22 protein-coding genes, 1 tRNA gene and 1 pseudogene are annotated in these 14,622 nt (G+C 46.6%); 16 read left to right on the forward strand and 8 right to left on the reverse strand.

Annotated features, from left to right (window positions below; translation table 11 throughout):
• Positions 1–221: 221 nt before the first annotated feature.
• The 3 genes from ICL07_RS11620 to ICL07_RS11630 all read right to left on the reverse strand — a co-directional run bounded on the left by ICL07_RS11620 (position 222) and on the right by ICL07_RS11630 (position 1,766).
• Positions 222–296 (reverse strand) — tRNA-Pro (locus ICL07_RS11620).
• Positions 297–375: 79 nt separating this feature from the next.
• Positions 376–867, reverse strand: coding sequence for an anthrone oxygenase family protein (locus ICL07_RS11625; RefSeq protein ID WP_188088066.1), 492 nt, complete (start codon positions 865–867; stop codon positions 376–378).
• 71 nt (positions 868–938) lie between these two features.
• Entirely contained in the window at positions 939–1,766 is an 828-nt protein-coding gene (locus ICL07_RS11630) for a helix-turn-helix domain-containing protein (RefSeq protein ID WP_223151812.1), read from the reverse strand.
• 95 nt (positions 1,767–1,861) lie between these two features.
• Between ICL07_RS11630 and ICL07_RS11635 the strand changes: the two genes are divergently transcribed.
• The 7 genes and pseudogenes from ICL07_RS11635 (at position 1,862) to ICL07_RS11660 (ending at position 6,492) form a co-directional block, all read left to right on the forward strand.
• Positions 1,862–2,449, forward strand: coding sequence for a Crp/Fnr family transcriptional regulator (locus ICL07_RS11635; protein ID WP_188088067.1), 588 nt, complete (start codon positions 1,862–1,864; stop codon positions 2,447–2,449).
• A 66-nt stretch (positions 2,450–2,515) separates the two neighbouring features.
• Positions 2,516–2,896 (forward strand): DUF4267 domain-containing protein, encoded by a 381-nt coding sequence (locus ICL07_RS11640; RefSeq protein ID WP_188088068.1) that lies wholly within the window; start codon positions 2,516–2,518, stop codon positions 2,894–2,896.
• A gap of 3 nt (positions 2,897–2,899) precedes the next feature.
• The gene (locus ICL07_RS11645) at positions 2,900–3,229 is read left to right on the forward strand and encodes a hypothetical protein (protein ID WP_188088069.1); all 330 of its coding nucleotides are present in this window, start codon (positions 2,900–2,902) and stop codon (positions 3,227–3,229) included.
• Positions 3,230–3,355: 126 nt separating this feature from the next.
• A pseudogene (locus ICL07_RS32785) lies at positions 3,356–4,057 on the forward strand (ABC transporter permease); the annotation flags it as partial.
• A 162-nt stretch (positions 4,058–4,219) separates the two neighbouring features.
• Positions 4,220–5,746: an FtsX-like permease family protein gene (locus ICL07_RS32790; RefSeq protein ID WP_425490616.1), complete on the forward strand. Its 1,527-nt coding sequence runs from the start codon at positions 4,220–4,222 to the stop codon at positions 5,744–5,746.
• Between the two features lie 122 nt (positions 5,747–5,868).
• Positions 5,869–6,246: a hypothetical protein gene (locus tag ICL07_RS11655; protein ID WP_188088071.1), complete on the forward strand. Its 378-nt coding sequence runs from the start codon at positions 5,869–5,871 to the stop codon at positions 6,244–6,246.
• A gap of 45 nt (positions 6,247–6,291) precedes the next feature.
• A complete protein-coding gene (locus tag ICL07_RS11660; RefSeq protein WP_188088072.1) occupies positions 6,292–6,492 on the forward strand; it encodes a hypothetical protein in 201 nt (66 codons plus the stop codon).
• Positions 6,493–6,546: 54 nt separating this feature from the next.
• On the opposite strand, the gene ICL07_RS11665 is transcribed toward ICL07_RS11660, so the two are convergent.
• Positions 6,547–6,954, reverse strand: coding sequence for a TolB family protein (locus ICL07_RS11665; protein WP_188088073.1), 408 nt, complete (start codon positions 6,952–6,954; stop codon positions 6,547–6,549).
• A gap of 135 nt (positions 6,955–7,089) precedes the next feature.
• Here ICL07_RS11665 and ICL07_RS11670 point away from each other — a divergent pair, with 135 nt between their 5' ends.
• On the forward strand, positions 7,090–7,587 hold the full coding sequence (locus ICL07_RS11670; protein WP_188088074.1) for a GNAT family N-acetyltransferase: 498 nt from the start codon (positions 7,090–7,092) through the stop codon (positions 7,585–7,587).
• Positions 7,588–7,603: 16 nt separating this feature from the next.
• Here ICL07_RS11670 and ICL07_RS11675 read toward each other — a convergent pair whose 3' ends face one another.
• From ICL07_RS11675 to ICL07_RS11690, 4 genes are all read right to left on the reverse strand, one after another.
• The gene (locus tag ICL07_RS11675) at positions 7,604–8,461 is read right to left on the reverse strand and encodes a nucleotidyltransferase domain-containing protein (protein WP_188088075.1); all 858 of its coding nucleotides are present in this window, start codon (positions 8,459–8,461) and stop codon (positions 7,604–7,606) included.
• Positions 8,458–9,213 (reverse strand): hypothetical protein, encoded by a 756-nt coding sequence (locus tag ICL07_RS11680; protein WP_188088076.1) that lies wholly within the window; start codon positions 9,211–9,213, stop codon positions 8,458–8,460. Before ICL07_RS11680 ends, ICL07_RS11675 begins: the two co-directional genes overlap by 4 nt.
• 60 nt (positions 9,214–9,273) lie before the next feature.
• On the reverse strand, positions 9,274–9,795 hold the full coding sequence (locus tag ICL07_RS11685; protein WP_188088077.1) for a hypothetical protein: 522 nt from the start codon (positions 9,793–9,795) through the stop codon (positions 9,274–9,276).
• Between the two features lie 76 nt (positions 9,796–9,871).
• A complete protein-coding gene (locus tag ICL07_RS11690) occupies positions 9,872–10,243 on the reverse strand; it encodes a winged helix-turn-helix transcriptional regulator (protein WP_188088078.1) in 372 nt (123 codons plus the stop codon).
• Positions 10,244–10,337: 94 nt separating this feature from the next.
• On the opposite strand from ICL07_RS11690, the gene ICL07_RS11695 reads away from it, so the two are divergent.
• The 8 genes from ICL07_RS11695 (at position 10,338) to ICL07_RS11730 (ending at position 14,599) form a co-directional block, all read left to right on the forward strand.
• A complete protein-coding gene (locus ICL07_RS11695; protein WP_188088079.1) occupies positions 10,338–10,754 on the forward strand; it encodes a DoxX family protein in 417 nt (138 codons plus the stop codon).
• A 24-nt stretch (positions 10,755–10,778) separates the two neighbouring features.
• A complete protein-coding gene (locus ICL07_RS11700; RefSeq protein WP_188088080.1) occupies positions 10,779–11,357 on the forward strand; it encodes a Crp/Fnr family transcriptional regulator in 579 nt (192 codons plus the stop codon).
• Between the two features lie 207 nt (positions 11,358–11,564).
• Positions 11,565–12,107: a cysteine hydrolase family protein gene (locus tag ICL07_RS11705; RefSeq protein ID WP_188088081.1), complete on the forward strand. Its 543-nt coding sequence runs from the start codon at positions 11,565–11,567 to the stop codon at positions 12,105–12,107.
• Between the two features lie 68 nt (positions 12,108–12,175).
• Positions 12,176–12,733 carry a hypothetical protein gene (locus tag ICL07_RS11710; protein WP_188088082.1) on the forward strand — a complete coding sequence of 186 codons (558 nt, stop codon included), beginning with the start codon at positions 12,176–12,178 and terminating at the stop codon, positions 12,731–12,733.
• Positions 12,734–12,800: 67 nt separating this feature from the next.
• The gene (locus ICL07_RS11715) at positions 12,801–13,214 is read left to right on the forward strand and encodes a VOC family protein (protein ID WP_188088083.1); all 414 of its coding nucleotides are present in this window, start codon (positions 12,801–12,803) and stop codon (positions 13,212–13,214) included.
• A gap of 194 nt (positions 13,215–13,408) precedes the next feature.
• A complete protein-coding gene (locus ICL07_RS11720) occupies positions 13,409–13,681 on the forward strand; it encodes a DUF4242 domain-containing protein (protein ID WP_188088084.1) in 273 nt (90 codons plus the stop codon).
• A gap of 325 nt (positions 13,682–14,006) precedes the next feature.
• The gene (locus ICL07_RS11725; RefSeq protein ID WP_188088085.1) at positions 14,007–14,390 is read left to right on the forward strand and encodes a DUF2975 domain-containing protein; all 384 of its coding nucleotides are present in this window, start codon (positions 14,007–14,009) and stop codon (positions 14,388–14,390) included.
• A 2-nt stretch (positions 14,391–14,392) separates the two neighbouring features.
• Positions 14,393–14,599 (forward strand): helix-turn-helix domain-containing protein, encoded by a 207-nt coding sequence (locus ICL07_RS11730; RefSeq protein WP_188088086.1) that lies wholly within the window; start codon positions 14,393–14,395, stop codon positions 14,597–14,599.
• The last annotated feature ends 23 nt before the right edge of the window (positions 14,600–14,622 follow it).

Consider the following 14,622-nt stretch of genomic DNA (forward strand, 5'->3'; position numbering starts at 1 on the left):
TCTTTTTAAAGCATGACTGATACACCTGATCATATAAAACAATTGCAGCTTAAAATTTGACTTTCCAGACCTCCGGGGGAGAGGCTTAGACGAATGATGGAAGACAATACGGCTTTACATGCCTTTTGGAAGGCAGCCAAAGAACAAAATAATCCAACATATACCTGGCTAAAATTAAAAAAGGACAAGATCACCTAATGGCTGTCTTGTCCTTTTTACTGTCGGGGCGGCAAGATTCGAACTTGCGACCTCCTGCTCCCAAAGCAGGCGCGATAACCGGGCTACGCTACGCCCCGTTCCGACAGGTTGCTGTTTCCAGCGATTCGGGATGCAAATGTAGGCATAAATTTCACAAAACCAAATTCTTCCGAAAAATTATGCTTTGTTACTCTCTTTTTGCAGGCAGGCGATGATGGCTACAGCCGTTGCTACGACTCCGGCGATCGTACGGATGGTGTGCCAGTTGTTCCAGGGACCGGCGAAACGTTCTCTTGCAGCCGCCAGTTGTGCTGCGGAAGCACCGGTGACCTGCACCTTAGCGAGGGCATCGTTCAGCGGTACGTTACAGGCGGAAGTAATACCCAGCACGCCAACGATATACAGCGCGGCAGCCATCCATAACAACCGTCTCCGGGACCCTTTCTGCTGAAAAGCGGCGACAGGCAGCAGTACGGCAGCCCCCAGGAATACGAGGATAAATACCGGATTAACGATCACATCGTTGATGGCCTGCATGGCGATGATATACTGGGCATCGTTGAGGCGTGCAAAAGCCGGGTTGATGGCCACTTCAAAGCCGAAAAATAAGCCGGTGAGCAGACCGGTCGTCAGTACTGCGAGTATTATTACTATTTGTTTTGCGTTCATGGCATGAATGATTTATACCCCAAAACTAGGGCAGGCAGATTTTTGAAAATTGAACAAAACCGACAAAAGGATTATTTGATGAGCATCATTTCTTCGCCGGCTTCATCCAGCAGTTTCTGGAACTGGTAGGGGGAGCAACCGGTAAATTCTTTAAAAGACCGGATAAAATGAGATTGGTCGGCATAGTCGTTTTCAAAAGCGATATCGGATAATTTGCTGTAGTCGTTGCTCTTTAGCTGATGCAGAGAGGCCTGGTACTGGCATATCCTGGAAAACAGTTTAGGGGTGATGCCCACCTGTTCCTTAAACCGCCGCTCGAAGGTACGTTCGGTCAGTTGCAGCTTTTCCTGCAGCTCCCGGAGGGAGATGTTACCGTTGGAACCGGAGATTTGCGCCACGGCATAGTCCACCAGCGGATCAGAAGCAACCTGGCTGCCGGTGATGCGTTTATACAGCCAGGAAGAAAGAATTTCTATCTGAGTGCCGGTGGAACCGGCATTCGCCAGTTGTTCAGGCAACCGGTTATGACCGGGCAGCAGCTGAACGTCTACACAATCATTGGTCAGTTCACCGGCATTCATACCAAAAACAGATTTCAGGCCGTTGGGCTGGAAAATGACACCGGTCGCTTTGGAAGCGCCCAGGGAAGCAATCTCCACGTTTTTGGTAGTTTGTCCATACAGGAACATGTCCGGCAATGTTTTGCTTTCCCGGATAAAGGCGCCCGCATCAGGACGCTGAAAAATCAGCCCGGGGCAGCCATCCACCAGGGACCCGAACGCTTTCGCCAGGGCCTGCGGATCATCGCCTTCCAATGTCCAGAAATAACGGATATACGCCTGCAGGTAAGCAGGAGCCGGCATGAGTTGGTACCTGATATGGGTCTCTTCGGTTTTCATCTACCTAAAATTACATAAAAAGGGCATAGCATAATTGACTGGTAAGCTCAACTGAAAATTATCTGAAGCATGATAACAAGTCTTATCTTTAAGCCATGCATCAACAGCTTATTCGCGCTATCGAAAATATCATTCCGCTGGAAGCCGCTGAAAAACCGTTCGTCGCTTCGCTGTTCCAGCTAAAACATTACAACAAACAGGATTATTTCCTACGGGAAGGACAGGTATGCAGAAACGTGGGTTTCCTTAACTACGGGCTGATACGTTACTATGCCATAGATGCCAACGGCGATGAACAGACCTACGACTTCGGCAAGGAAAACGATTTTACCTGTAATTACAGCAGCTTCCTGGACCATTCCCCTTCTGCCAGCAGTATCCAGTTTATGGAAGACAGTGAGGTACTGAGTATTTCCTATGACGATCTGCAACGGCTATACGCCGGTATCAGACAGGGAGAACGGTTTGGCCGGCTAATCTGCGAACAGCTGTATGTTTATGCCATCAAAAAAGTAGCGTCGCTTTACAACGATTCGCCCGAACAACGTTACCAGCAATTTGTACAGGACTTCCCTGATCTGCAGCAACGGATCCCGCAGTATTATGTATCTTCTTTTGTAGGCGTAAAACCACCCTCTTTAAGTCGTATCCGTAAAAGAATGGCCGGCCGGCAGATTTATTAACCCAGGTGAACGGACAGGTTTTACCATCATCCTAGCTTTGTTTCATCATTCAAAAACAAAGTAAAAATGAAAACACTGTTCCATTATCTCACCCTGCTGGCCGGCTTACTGCTCATCTTTATCGGTATGCGTTTCCTGGTTGTTCCCATGACCGCCGAATTAGACTTTGGTATTCATACCAATACCGGCGGAGATTTTTCTTTTCACTACATCAAGGGCATCCGCGACCTGTTCAGCGGTTTGGCCATCGTACTGTTACTGCTCACGAAAGAACGCCGCGCCACCGGTTTCCTGTTACTGGCCGGCAGCCTGGTCCCCATGGTTGACTTTTCCGTGATATTGAGCCACCCCGATTATGTAACCGCCCGTTTATATCCTCATGCCATCGCTATTGTACTGTGCCTGATGCTGGGCGCCTATCATATCCTTACCACCGCTAAATCTTAATCCATGCTGCTTTTTAACATCCTGCTGCTATTACATTTTATGGCTTTTGCCGGTTATCTTTTCCTGCTGGCCACCTTATGGAAAGATATTGCCGCCCGCCGGGACAAGACCGGGTTAATACTGGGTATTATCATACTGCTTACCGGTATAGGGCTGGTAGCCCTGAAATACCCTGCCGTCAATTATTACAAGGTAGTGCCCAAACTGGCGATATTCGTGGTGATCACGGTGCTGAATGTACGTTTTGCCGACAAACCCTTTACCAGGGCGGCCTACTACAGTCTCGCAGGCCTTATGCTGCTGGCTGCGCTGATAGCGGTAACACGTGTGTAAAACCGGACATCCGACTGTATCAAAACCGGACGTACGATTATTTTTACATCGCCGTAACTGACTGACTATCAGCAGCACCTCAAAGTGGCATTATCCTAGTAGCAGCACCTGTCTAAAATTTTCGACATGTTTCGGAGTCATTTCAGGATCGCCATCAGGAACCTGTGGAAACACAAAGGTTTCTCCGCTATCAATGTTACCGGGCTGGCCCTGGGTATTGCCTGTAGCCTGCTGATTTTTCTGTGGGTGATAGATGAAAGGAGCATAGATGCCTTTCATGCCAACGCACCGAGGCTCTACAGCGTATATCTGAAAATTTACAATGAAGGGAACATTGATGCGTCCTATGCTACCCCCGGACTGCTGGCCGAAGAGCTGAAACGTACCATGCCGGAGATAGAAAAAGCCTCCGGCATCGGTTGGTCCGCCACCAATACCTTTGCTGTCGGCGATAAGATTTTGAAAGAAGAAGGCCGGGCTGCAGATGCCGATTTTTTTGACATGCTCAGCTATCCCTTGCTGGAAGGGTCGCCACGGGAAGCATTATCTACCCCTGACGGTATTGCTATTTCCCGGAAAATGGCCACTGCCTTCTTCGGCAGTCCCCAAAAGGCGCTACATCAGACCATCCGGTACGACAACCACCGGAATTTCACGGTGAGCGCGGTATTTGAAGACCTGCCCGCGAACGTTTCACAGCCGTTCGATTTTCTGCTGAACTGGGAAGTGATGAAACAGGAGAACAGCTGGATCACCGACTGGGGCAATAACGGTCCCGAAACCCTGCTCCAGCTGCGCCCTGGCGCCGACGCCGCCCTGCTGGAAAAAAAGATCGAAAACTTTTTACTGACCTATAACCGCGAAAACCCCACCTATCATGCAACGCTGGGACTTCAGCGTTACGATGAGCGGTATTTGCATTCCCGGTTCGATAACGGGCAGATAAGCGGTGGCCGTATCACCTATGTGAAACTATTCAGCCTGGTGGCGGTGTTCATTTTGATAATCGCCTGTATCAACTTCATGAACCTCACTACCGCCCGGTCATCCAACCGGTTGAAAGAAATAGGTGTGCGGAAGGCCATGGGCGCGGTAAGAGCACAACTTATCCGGCAGTTTATCGGGGAGGCGGTGCTGATTGCCTTGTTTGCCGGCGTATTGGCATTGCTGTTGGTACTACTGGTATTACCAGCCTTCAACCAGCTCACCAGCAAGGCCATCGCCCTGCCGTTGCACTTGCCGGCTTTCTGGGCTACCCTGGCGGGATTAACACTACTGACCGGCATCATCGCCGGCAGTTACCCGGCGCTGTTCCTGTCGGGTTTTCATCCGGTAAAAGTGTTAAAGGGGCCGTTTCAACAAAAAGGCGGAGCCCTCTGGTTCAGAAAAGGGCTGGTTACTTTTCAGTTTGTGTTGTCCATTGTCCTGATTATCTCCACTATACTGGTATCGCGGCAGATTCAGTATATACAGGCCGCCAAGCTGGGGTATGACCGCGAGAACCTCGTCTACATTCCCATAGATGGCGATCTGGCTACGCAGAAAACAGTATTCAGGCAAGAAGCCTTACGCCTCCCCGGCGTGATGGCCGTTAGCCAGATGCTGGGCAACCCCACCAACCTTACCCTGCAAACCAGCGAGATAGACTGGGAAGGCAGAGATACCCAAAACAAATCCTATTTCATGCACTCGACGGTAGGGTATGACTTTATTTCCACGATGCACCTGCAAATAGCGCAGGGAAGGGACTTTTCCCGGAACTTCGCCACCGACTCCGCGGGTTACATTCTGAACGAGGCAGCTGTCAAAAAAATGGGATTTAAAGACCCTATCGGAAAATCGCTGCGTTTTTGGGGGAAACAAGGACAAATCATCGGTGTCGTAAAAGATTTTCATTTTCAATCGCTGCATAACCGCATCGAACCGCTGGTATTGCGACTGGACAATAGTAAGGCCAGTGGCATTTTTGGAACTTTCCAGACAGGTACCTTCCTGGTGCGGATACAACCCGGCAAAACCAGGCAGGTATTGAGTGAACTGGAACAACTCAACAAAATACTGAACCCACAATATCCTTTCAGTTATCAGTTCTCCGACAGGGAATATGACCGGCTATATAAAAGTGAAGAAATCATTGGGCGATTGTCCATTATCTTTGCAGCACTGGCAATTTTTATTTCTTGCCTGGGATTACTAGGACTGTCCATTTTCACCGCAGAACAAAAGACGAAAGAGATCAGCATTCGGAAAATATTGGGCGCCAGCAGTTTATCATTATTTCGGGTACTGTCGGCCGATTTTATATCACTGGTAGGCATTGCCTTCCTGATTGCAGTACCGGTAGCCTGGTACGCCATGCATCAGTGGTTAGCGCAGTTCGCCTATAAGACGAGCATCACCTGGTGGATATTTGCCTTATCAGGTTTGCTCGCAATACTGATAGCTTTGGGTACCGTTAGTATCCAGGCCATCAAAACGATCAATATCAATTTGGTTAAAAGCCTTAGAGGCGAATAAAAATATTGCGTTAAAAAGCGAACGCAGGTATGTTAGAAGTAATACAGCAGGGTGTCTTTTCTCAGACGCCCTTTTTTTATGCCCTGTAGCCATCCTTCATCCTATTTTTTTATCTTTGGAAGATGATGCCTATAACGATCACCACCCTCCGAAAAAACCTGCCGGGATGGCTGGGGGTGATGTTATTGCTTTGCAGTGCTGCTTTTTACCTGCCCTCCGATGGGGTTTATTGCTCCAGGCCGTCGGTACAAAATGAGCAGGTATATACCGGTCGTTGTTGCAAAGGAAGAACCATCAGTTATTTCCGGGCATTATCAGCGTGTATCCCTGCCGTTAGTTACAGGGTACCGGTGACGTATATACTGGCTTTCGCCGACCGGAAAACCCTGGTACAACTCCGTTGCGCAGAGGAAGTATGCCGTCGTTTTGAAGTAGTCCCCCATCTCCCGCAATTAAAAATATCCTTTGAACCCGCCCCTACAGCGCCCCACATGATATAGTCATTTTCCCGTTTGACTATTTTTTGATTTTTAAATTTTTACTGTATGAAACGTCTGCAACCCGTATTCCGGGTTTTACGGATCGTTATATACTGTTTGCTCGCCGCCATGTGCTTATGCCTGTTTGCCGGTGTGCCCATCAGTATGCCACGATTCCGTGAAGAAGCACCCATTGAAGTAGTGGTGCATCCCGATAATGAAAACGCTGAGAAGCCTGCTACCATAGATTTCCAGGCTATCAACTGATCATAAAAAAGCCCGGCGCTATCGTGCCGGGCTTTCTGTTAGCATTTTATACTGTTACATAACGGCTCCCAATTTTGTATGCCCATTACCAGCCGGCATATCGTACAGCTTTTTCAGGTTTTTACCGTCAAGATCACAAGAGTAAATATCTTCCTTGTTGACGCCTGGAGTGGAGAAAGTGTAAACGGTAAAAAACAGTTTCTGTCCGTTGGGAGATACACGCACTTCTTCCCCGAAATGCTGTCCAGCCGCTAATGTTACATTTACTTTGGTTTGTGCTGATCCGTCATAGTTCATCAGCCAGATTTCCTCAGCGTTATCCACATACTTCAGAAATACTACTTTGGCAGGTACAGACACAGGCGTCTCCGCGTCAGCTGATTTTTTACAACTGATCTGGAATACTAACATAGACGCGGAAAACAGCAGCAAGGCGAAGGAGCCGAGAACAAGTTTCTTCATAGTACAGCATGATATTAGTTAGGTACACAATTTAGACAATAAATATTTCGGGTTAAAAACATTTTAGATCAACTTCTCTTGTTATCTTATTAAAATTTTCTCTAAAAATTGTAAGTTCGTTGAAACAGCATTCCTATGATGGAGCAACTGCAAACAGAACGGCTTTTTATACAACCCATCACCACACATGAAGCTGCCTTTGTTTTTGTATTAGTCAATACGCCCGCCTGGAAACAGTTTATCGGTGACCGGCACATATATCAGCTCAACGATGCCATCAATTATATCCAGCGGGTTATTGATAACCCGGATACGGATTTCAGGGTAGTATACCGGCAAAGCGACCAGCAGCCGATAGGTATTGTAACCCTGATCAAACGTGTTTACCTGCCGCATCATGATATCGGGTTTGCCTTTTTGCCGGAATATGCCAGTCACGGCTACGCCTATGAAGCCGCTTCTGCGCTGATGGAAGAACTACAGGAAGATAAAACCCATACCGCTATTATGGCTACCACCCTGCCAGGCAACGAGCGCTCCATCCGGTTGTTGGAAAAACTGGGACTGCAATACCAGGAGACGATCGTGTATAATGGTGAAGAACTGTTGCTATATGAGAAACTGCTGATTTAATTCCTGAAGGAAGCCCTTATAGCTGATACAGCGGTTTATAAAGTCCGTCTGATAACTGCACCAGTTCTGAATGAAGAGACTGAAGCTGCGCCACGTTTTGAGAGATCGTGTTTTTAGACACAGATAATATCCCGTCTATTTTTTCATTAAAGTCCGGCGGTATTTTGGTGGCTCCCTGCAACTGCTCCATCACTCTTTTATCGCCGAGCGGGTAACGTTCATTGATAGCAAACACCGCAGCCACGAGGTTTTTAACGGCTCTCGCCAGGCATCCGACAGTATTATACACATCCTGCTTTTCTGCGAATCCGGCTGTTTGCCAAAGGGTAAACTCGGCCGACCAAAGCGATTGCCGGACGATGGTTTCCCTTAACCTGGGCGGATAGGTAGCCACCACCTGCTTCCAGGCAGCCAGTATGCCGGCGTGGTCGTACAGCGGCCGGCAAATACTGATTTCCGCCAGGTATATCACGGAAGAAAAGCCATAAGGAGGTTGTTGTTCATAGTGGTTCTCCCATTCTCCCCGCTGCGCCTTATCGATAGTATCCTGTACCTGATCGATGTTGCGATATAAAAAATCCACCTTGCCTTGTTCCGTCATCATCCAGGCGCCTCCGTTAACCCAGGGGCCCCATTCGTAAAAGGCCGTTACCGTAGCCGGACTAACAGCATATCGCTCCACAATGGTTTTGATATCGTTGGTATCAAAGGCATGTTGTGCATGGTAATAAATACCAATGTCCAGATCGGACTGTTCAGTAGCCATTCCTGCGGCATAGGAGCCTCCTAAAACAATTGCTTCCACACCTTCCACCTGCCGGAGATCTTCAGCAATGCGTGTTAATAATTGTAATTTATCTTCTGATAGATTCATGACCGGGTAATGATTTGGCCCGACAGCCAGCATTCCGCCTGAATGACGCCGTTGACAACGGGAGGTTGATCAAAGAACGCTGCATCTGCCACCACATCAATTTCTCCACCCAGCGTTTCCACCAGCAGGGCATAGAAAATATGCCTGGTCAACGCATTGCGTTTGCGTTCCACCTGCTTGATAATACCCGTAAAAAAGCCGTATGCTTCCGGCCGGCCAGCTTCTTCCTCACTTTCTGCATCGGCAAACAAGCCGCTGGGAATAAATGACTGTACGGCAAATTTAGGTTCCGTTGTTTCCTCCGCAGCAAAGGCCGCTTCACTTTCAAACAGCTGTACCTGCTGCGCAAAAGCAGTCAGCTGAATTTCAACGTCCGCCGGAAAATAAAAAGGTTCCAATATCCGGAAATCAGGCGCATCGAATACGAAGGGATATAAACCACTTTGGGGGTCTAGTTTATTGGCAGGCGCGGCCCAGCAATAAAAGCCGCCATCCAGCGGATTGGGTCTTTCTACCATCCTGGTAAGGCAAACCTTTCTACGGCTTTTTCCTTTGTAATGCGGGTTTACACCGATGCAGGTCTGTTCGTTACTGATCTGCATCCAGAGCTCACCGCCGGATTCATCTGCATACACCGCATAAGCACCGTCCTTTACTTTGATGCTCGTACTGTCGGGATAAGTTTTTTCCAGCAGTTCCTGAAATTCTTCATCCGAGTTGATACTAAAACCGATGTCTGAAAAGTTGCTCATGCATTTACCTTTTTAAGACTGGAAAGGTACAAAAGTCAGTAACAAACCCGGAAGCCCATCTCAGATTTTTTCAATGGAAGCAATATTGATGCCTCTGAAACAATCATCCTGACATCCGTCCGGCACATATCCGGCGCTGGACATCATTCCATTATTTTTCGCCTCAAAATAAACCTTGCCATCCGATCTCTTCACCAGCCACTCCTGCCGTGCCCGTTCGTAGATTTCATCCATGGTAACGGCTTTAAATCCATTTGTTTTTGAGTTGATAGCTGCTTCATCTTCCTCCCATTGTTCATAGGTCACTATTTCCGGAGGCCGGTTGCCGTTAGGACCCTTTGCAATAAAAGAACGATGAACAATTTTTCCGGATTGCACTGTAATAGTTGTTTCTGTGCTTTCTCCTGTCCATGAACCGCTTGTTACCTTATAGCGATAAGAGTTAGCGTTGGCATCTTTAAAGTTGAGCCAGGCCTTATAACTATTCTGAAAGTCGCTTTTATATTCAATTTTATCCTTTTTACAGGCTACAAACAACAATGAGGTCAGCAACAATACAAGTACGTAAATATTATTTTTCATACGGTGGTTTTCAGGTGAAACGGGGCGCAGCCCGCCAATGTTACACCTGCTATCTTATCAAGACTGTAAAAGTGTCTTATAACTGTTTGATGATCTCCTGCCGGTGCGCAAGTCCCCAGGTGATCATGGCATCAAAAACGGGTTTGATTTCTCTTCCTGACTTCGTGAGTTCATACTCCACAAAGCCAGGGTCCTGTACGGTACGGGATACGATACCATTTATTTCCAGGTCTTTCAACTCTTTGGAGAGCATTCTTGGATTAATATCCGGGATGAATTTTTCTATTTCACTGAAACGTTTTCTGCCGGTGGTGAGCGCGCCTATTACATGCAGTTTCCATTTGCCGGTGAATACATTCAGTGCATCATTCAAAGCCAGCATATATTCTTTCGGGCAATCTTCGGGCGATAACCGGTAATTCGCCCATGTGTCGTATGGCTTTTTCATATCAACGTATTTACGGCGAGCACTATACTACGGTATAGTACTTACCTTTTAATAGTAAAGCTAGCCTAATTTTGGTGCAACAAAAATCATTTTTATGCAACAAAAACGAAGTGCTTTTTTATACATACTGTTATGGGCCGTGCAATTACTGGTGGCCGCCCTGTTCCTTTTATCCGGCGTGATGAAGCTGGGCTATCCCATTACCAAACTCGCAGCGCTGTATCCATGGACAGGACAGGTTTCCGCCGCATTTGTCCGCCTGATGGGCGTGGTAGACCTGGCCGGTGGATTAGGTTTATTATTACCGTCCCTGTTGCGGATCAAACCCTCACTAACAGTATGGGCCGCCATTGGCATTGTTATACTGATGGCATCAGCCATTGTATTTCATGTTTCCCGGGGTGAGCAGTCCGTAACAGGATTTAACGTAGTAGTGGCATTACTGGCCGCTGTAGTAGCCTGGGGAAGGTATCGTAAATATCCTGTCACGCCTCGTGCGCAGTGCATATAGGGAACTTCTGTATATTTGATATTGATGACCGGATATACACCCATCCTGCAAAATGTGGAGAAACATATTTCTCTTTCAGAAGAGGAAAAAGTATTCTTTTGCTCCCTGCTGCAACAGCGGCAATATCACAAAAAAGCATACCTGCATCGTGAAGGCAACGTTTGCAGCCAGTTGTTTTTTATCACCAGCGGTTGCGTGAAGAATTACCTGCTGGATGCCAAAAGCAATGAGCACATTTTAACCATTGCCATTGCCGACTGGTGGGTAGCAGATTACCAGAGCCTTGTCTTTGATACACCATCAGAGCTTTTTATAGAAGCAGTAGATCCTACTACTGTACTGCTGTTGAGCAAAGAAAACCGGGAAGCGCTGCTGGCGAAAATTCCCCGGTTTGAACGCTACTTCAGAATTCTTACGGAGCGGGCATTTGCGGTCAGCCAGCAACGGATTACAGATATACTGAGCCTTCCGGCAGCAGCCCGGTACGAGAAATTCCTGGAGCACTATCACCGGATTGCCGGATCTTTCAGTCAACAACAGATAGCTTCCTTTATAGGTGTTACACCCGCATTCTTCAGCCGGATGCTGAAAGCCAAACGTTAATAAAAAAAAGTCTTTCACTTGACCTACATCAAGTGAAAGGCTTTTTATTATCCCCACCTTTGTTGTGTAAAGCGCTTTACACATTTTTCATTCTTTAAAACATTTCAACTCATGCACATGCGTTGCCTTCGGGTATCCTTAATGGGACTGCTTTTGCTACTCCTTACCGGAAACATATTCGCCACTGGCACACCTAAAAAAACAAACATGAAAAAACAAGCGCTTTTAATTATCGATGTCCAGCAGGATTATTTCAAAGGAGGGAAAATGGAATTGTCTAACCCCGATGCCGCCGCCGCCAATACCCGCCTTATATTGGAGCGATGCCGTCAGCAAGGCATACCTGTTATATACATTCAACATGCAGCAGATGCTGCCGCAGGATTCCTGGTAGCCGGCACACCCGGCGCCGATATACACTCCTCCATACAGCCGTTACCGGGAGAGATGATCATCACCAAACATTATCCGAACAGTTTTCGCGAAACAACGCTGCTCGCTGATCTGCAACAGGCTGGCATCACCCACCTGATCATCACCGGTATGATGACCCATGTATGTATAGACGCCACCACCAGAGCCGCCAAAGACTTCGGATTTCATTGCACCGTTATCGCCGACGCCACCGCCACCAGGGATTTGGAAGTGGATGGACAGAAGGTGCCCGCAACAGACGTACAGCGGGCGTTGATTGGATCATTGGGCTTTTATTATGCTGATATAGTGAATACAGCGGAGTATTTAAGATAAGGTGTTTGTCCGGAGCGTTGAATGGCTGCAATGCTCCGGATACCCGCTAAACAGGCTATATTTAACTGATGATACATTTATATACAAGCCGCGCCAAATTTGATAAGCGTGATGGCGCCTGGTCCCAATACATTGAATGGAGCAGGCTGACCCAACTTACAGAACTGGTTTCGTTAGACACTGGGTTGAATGAAGTATTGGTTGAAGCTGACCGGCATAGCGATGAATACTGGCAGGAAATTGTTTTGGAAGGCTGTTATCCGACGGGCTTTTTCAGGACATTGGATTATGTGCTTAAGCATACAAATCATCCCGGGGATTTCAATTTATTAACCGTAGTAATCGAGCCTGCATATGATTGCTCCTTCGTTCCATTAGATGGTTATGAATTCCTGGGATATGATCTTTTGGATCAATACTATGACACCAGCGCACTCAGCAACTGCGGTGGGTTTGATGAAACATTTTTACCGGAAGATTTAAATAACGTCGGCCTGATTGATAATTATGAAAAAGCCTATACAATAAAGAAAAAACTGAGAGAGAATAATCCGGGAGAGGATCATGCAGACACCAACGTTATTGCCATTTGGCGGAGCAACAAGCCCAGGCAGGTTATCGAATAACAGTTTTCCCTACTGACATAACGCTGTCACTACCGGTATTTTCCTTTGTTGTTCTAAAACATTCACTATGAATTTTTCTTCAGCAAGGATTATTACCGCAGACATTAAGCGGCTCGTTCAGTTCTACGAACATATCACCGGAATATCCATGACATGGTACACCGATGATTTTGCGGAACTCCATACACCACTGGCATCGCTGGCTATCGGCAGTACCAAAACGCTGGCATTATTTGGCGGAGACGAAGTGGCCCTGGCCGCTACTAACTGCTCCGTTATCATTGAGTTCAGGGTAGCCGATGTTGATGAGCGTTACGAGGCGTTAGCGAGCATCATAGATACCGCGGTGGTGCAAAAGCCCACTACGATGCCCTGGGGTAACCGGTCGTTGTTATTCAGGGACCCGGACGGCAATCTGGTTAACTTCTTCGCCCCGGCAACAGCAGAAGCAAAAAGCAGATTTGAAAAAGCACATTCATAAGGTGGTGTGTATACCTTCAAGACAGATAAAACTCCCGGCATGAGCCGGGAGTTGCTTTTTCAGCTGGGCACTCTCTCAGGTTATTCTTGAATAATTGCTTACATTTAGGGTACACATTTTCTACTACCCCATTAGAATTTCCCCCAAAAGCCAGACCCCGGCAACAAACTGTCATCATCTTAAAAATTACAATTATGCCTAAGTATGTTATTGAACGTGAAATCCCTGACGCCGGTAAGCTGTCAGGAGAACAACTGAAAGCCATTTCACAAACATCCTGCGGTGTTTTGAGGAATATGGGACCTGAGATTCAATGGATACAGAGTTATGTGACAGGCGATAAAATCTATTGTGTGTATATTGCTCCTAATGAAGCCATGATCAGAGAACACGCCAAACAGGGAGGTTTTCCGGCTAATGCCATCAGTGAAGTGGCGACGATTATTGATCCGACCACTGCAGAATAAGACTTGCATAAAAATCAAAAAGGGAAAGATGGCCGAATGGCTGTCTTTTCCATTTTTGATTTGAAATAATGAGAGTTATAATTATCATGTTTTATTAAAAAATTAAAATAAAACGATAAAAAATAGTTGTAATAATTAAAAACCCAATAACTTTGCAGAAAAGAGTTTTATGTCAAAAACAAAACCCGGCAACATTTTAATTAACCTTGCTGTATACGGCACGTTGCTATTTTCAGCACAGGGGCTGATATACTATATCAGATGGTTCATCCCTTTCCTGACAAATCAACATTCCTACATTGTTCCTCCTGATAAGATGCCCCTCATGTGGTTCATAGGAAAGATCATTAGCAATGCAGTATTTTTATCAGTGGGTATACTACTCTTAAAACTTTTTACGAACTATCGCAAGTCCGGTTTTCTGGGAAAAGAAAGCCTCCGCATTTTTGATTGGGTCATCATTTCCTGTCTGATCCTGGCGTTCCTTGGATTTACACAAACTGTCTGTGATAATTTCTATGAAGTACACCTGGAGCAATGGACTTCACTGTGGAGCATATCCAACCTATTACTCCGGTCCTTTACCCGGTTGCTGGTATTCAGGGAACCTCAAACTATGTACCTGCTGGTAGCGGCCATTCTTTGGGCTGTCAGACAATTTGTAGTGAAAGCCGTAACGCTTAAAAAAGAAAACGAACTATTCATATAATCATGCCGATAATCATCAACCTGGACGTAATGATGGCCAAACGAAAGATCTCCTTAAATGAGCTTTCCAAACAAGTAGGCGTTACAAATGTGAATTTATCCATCTTAAAAAACGGGAAAGCCAAAGGCGTGCGGTTCGATACGCTGGAAGCTATCTGCAAAGCGCTGGACTGTCAGCCTGGGGATATTATTGAATATAGGGAGGAGTAGTCAAAAAAGCAAACGAACATTTT

The organism is Chitinophaga qingshengii (genome assembly GCF_014529935.1).
GTDB lineage: Bacteria > Bacteroidota > Bacteroidia > Chitinophagales > Chitinophagaceae > Chitinophaga > Chitinophaga qingshengii.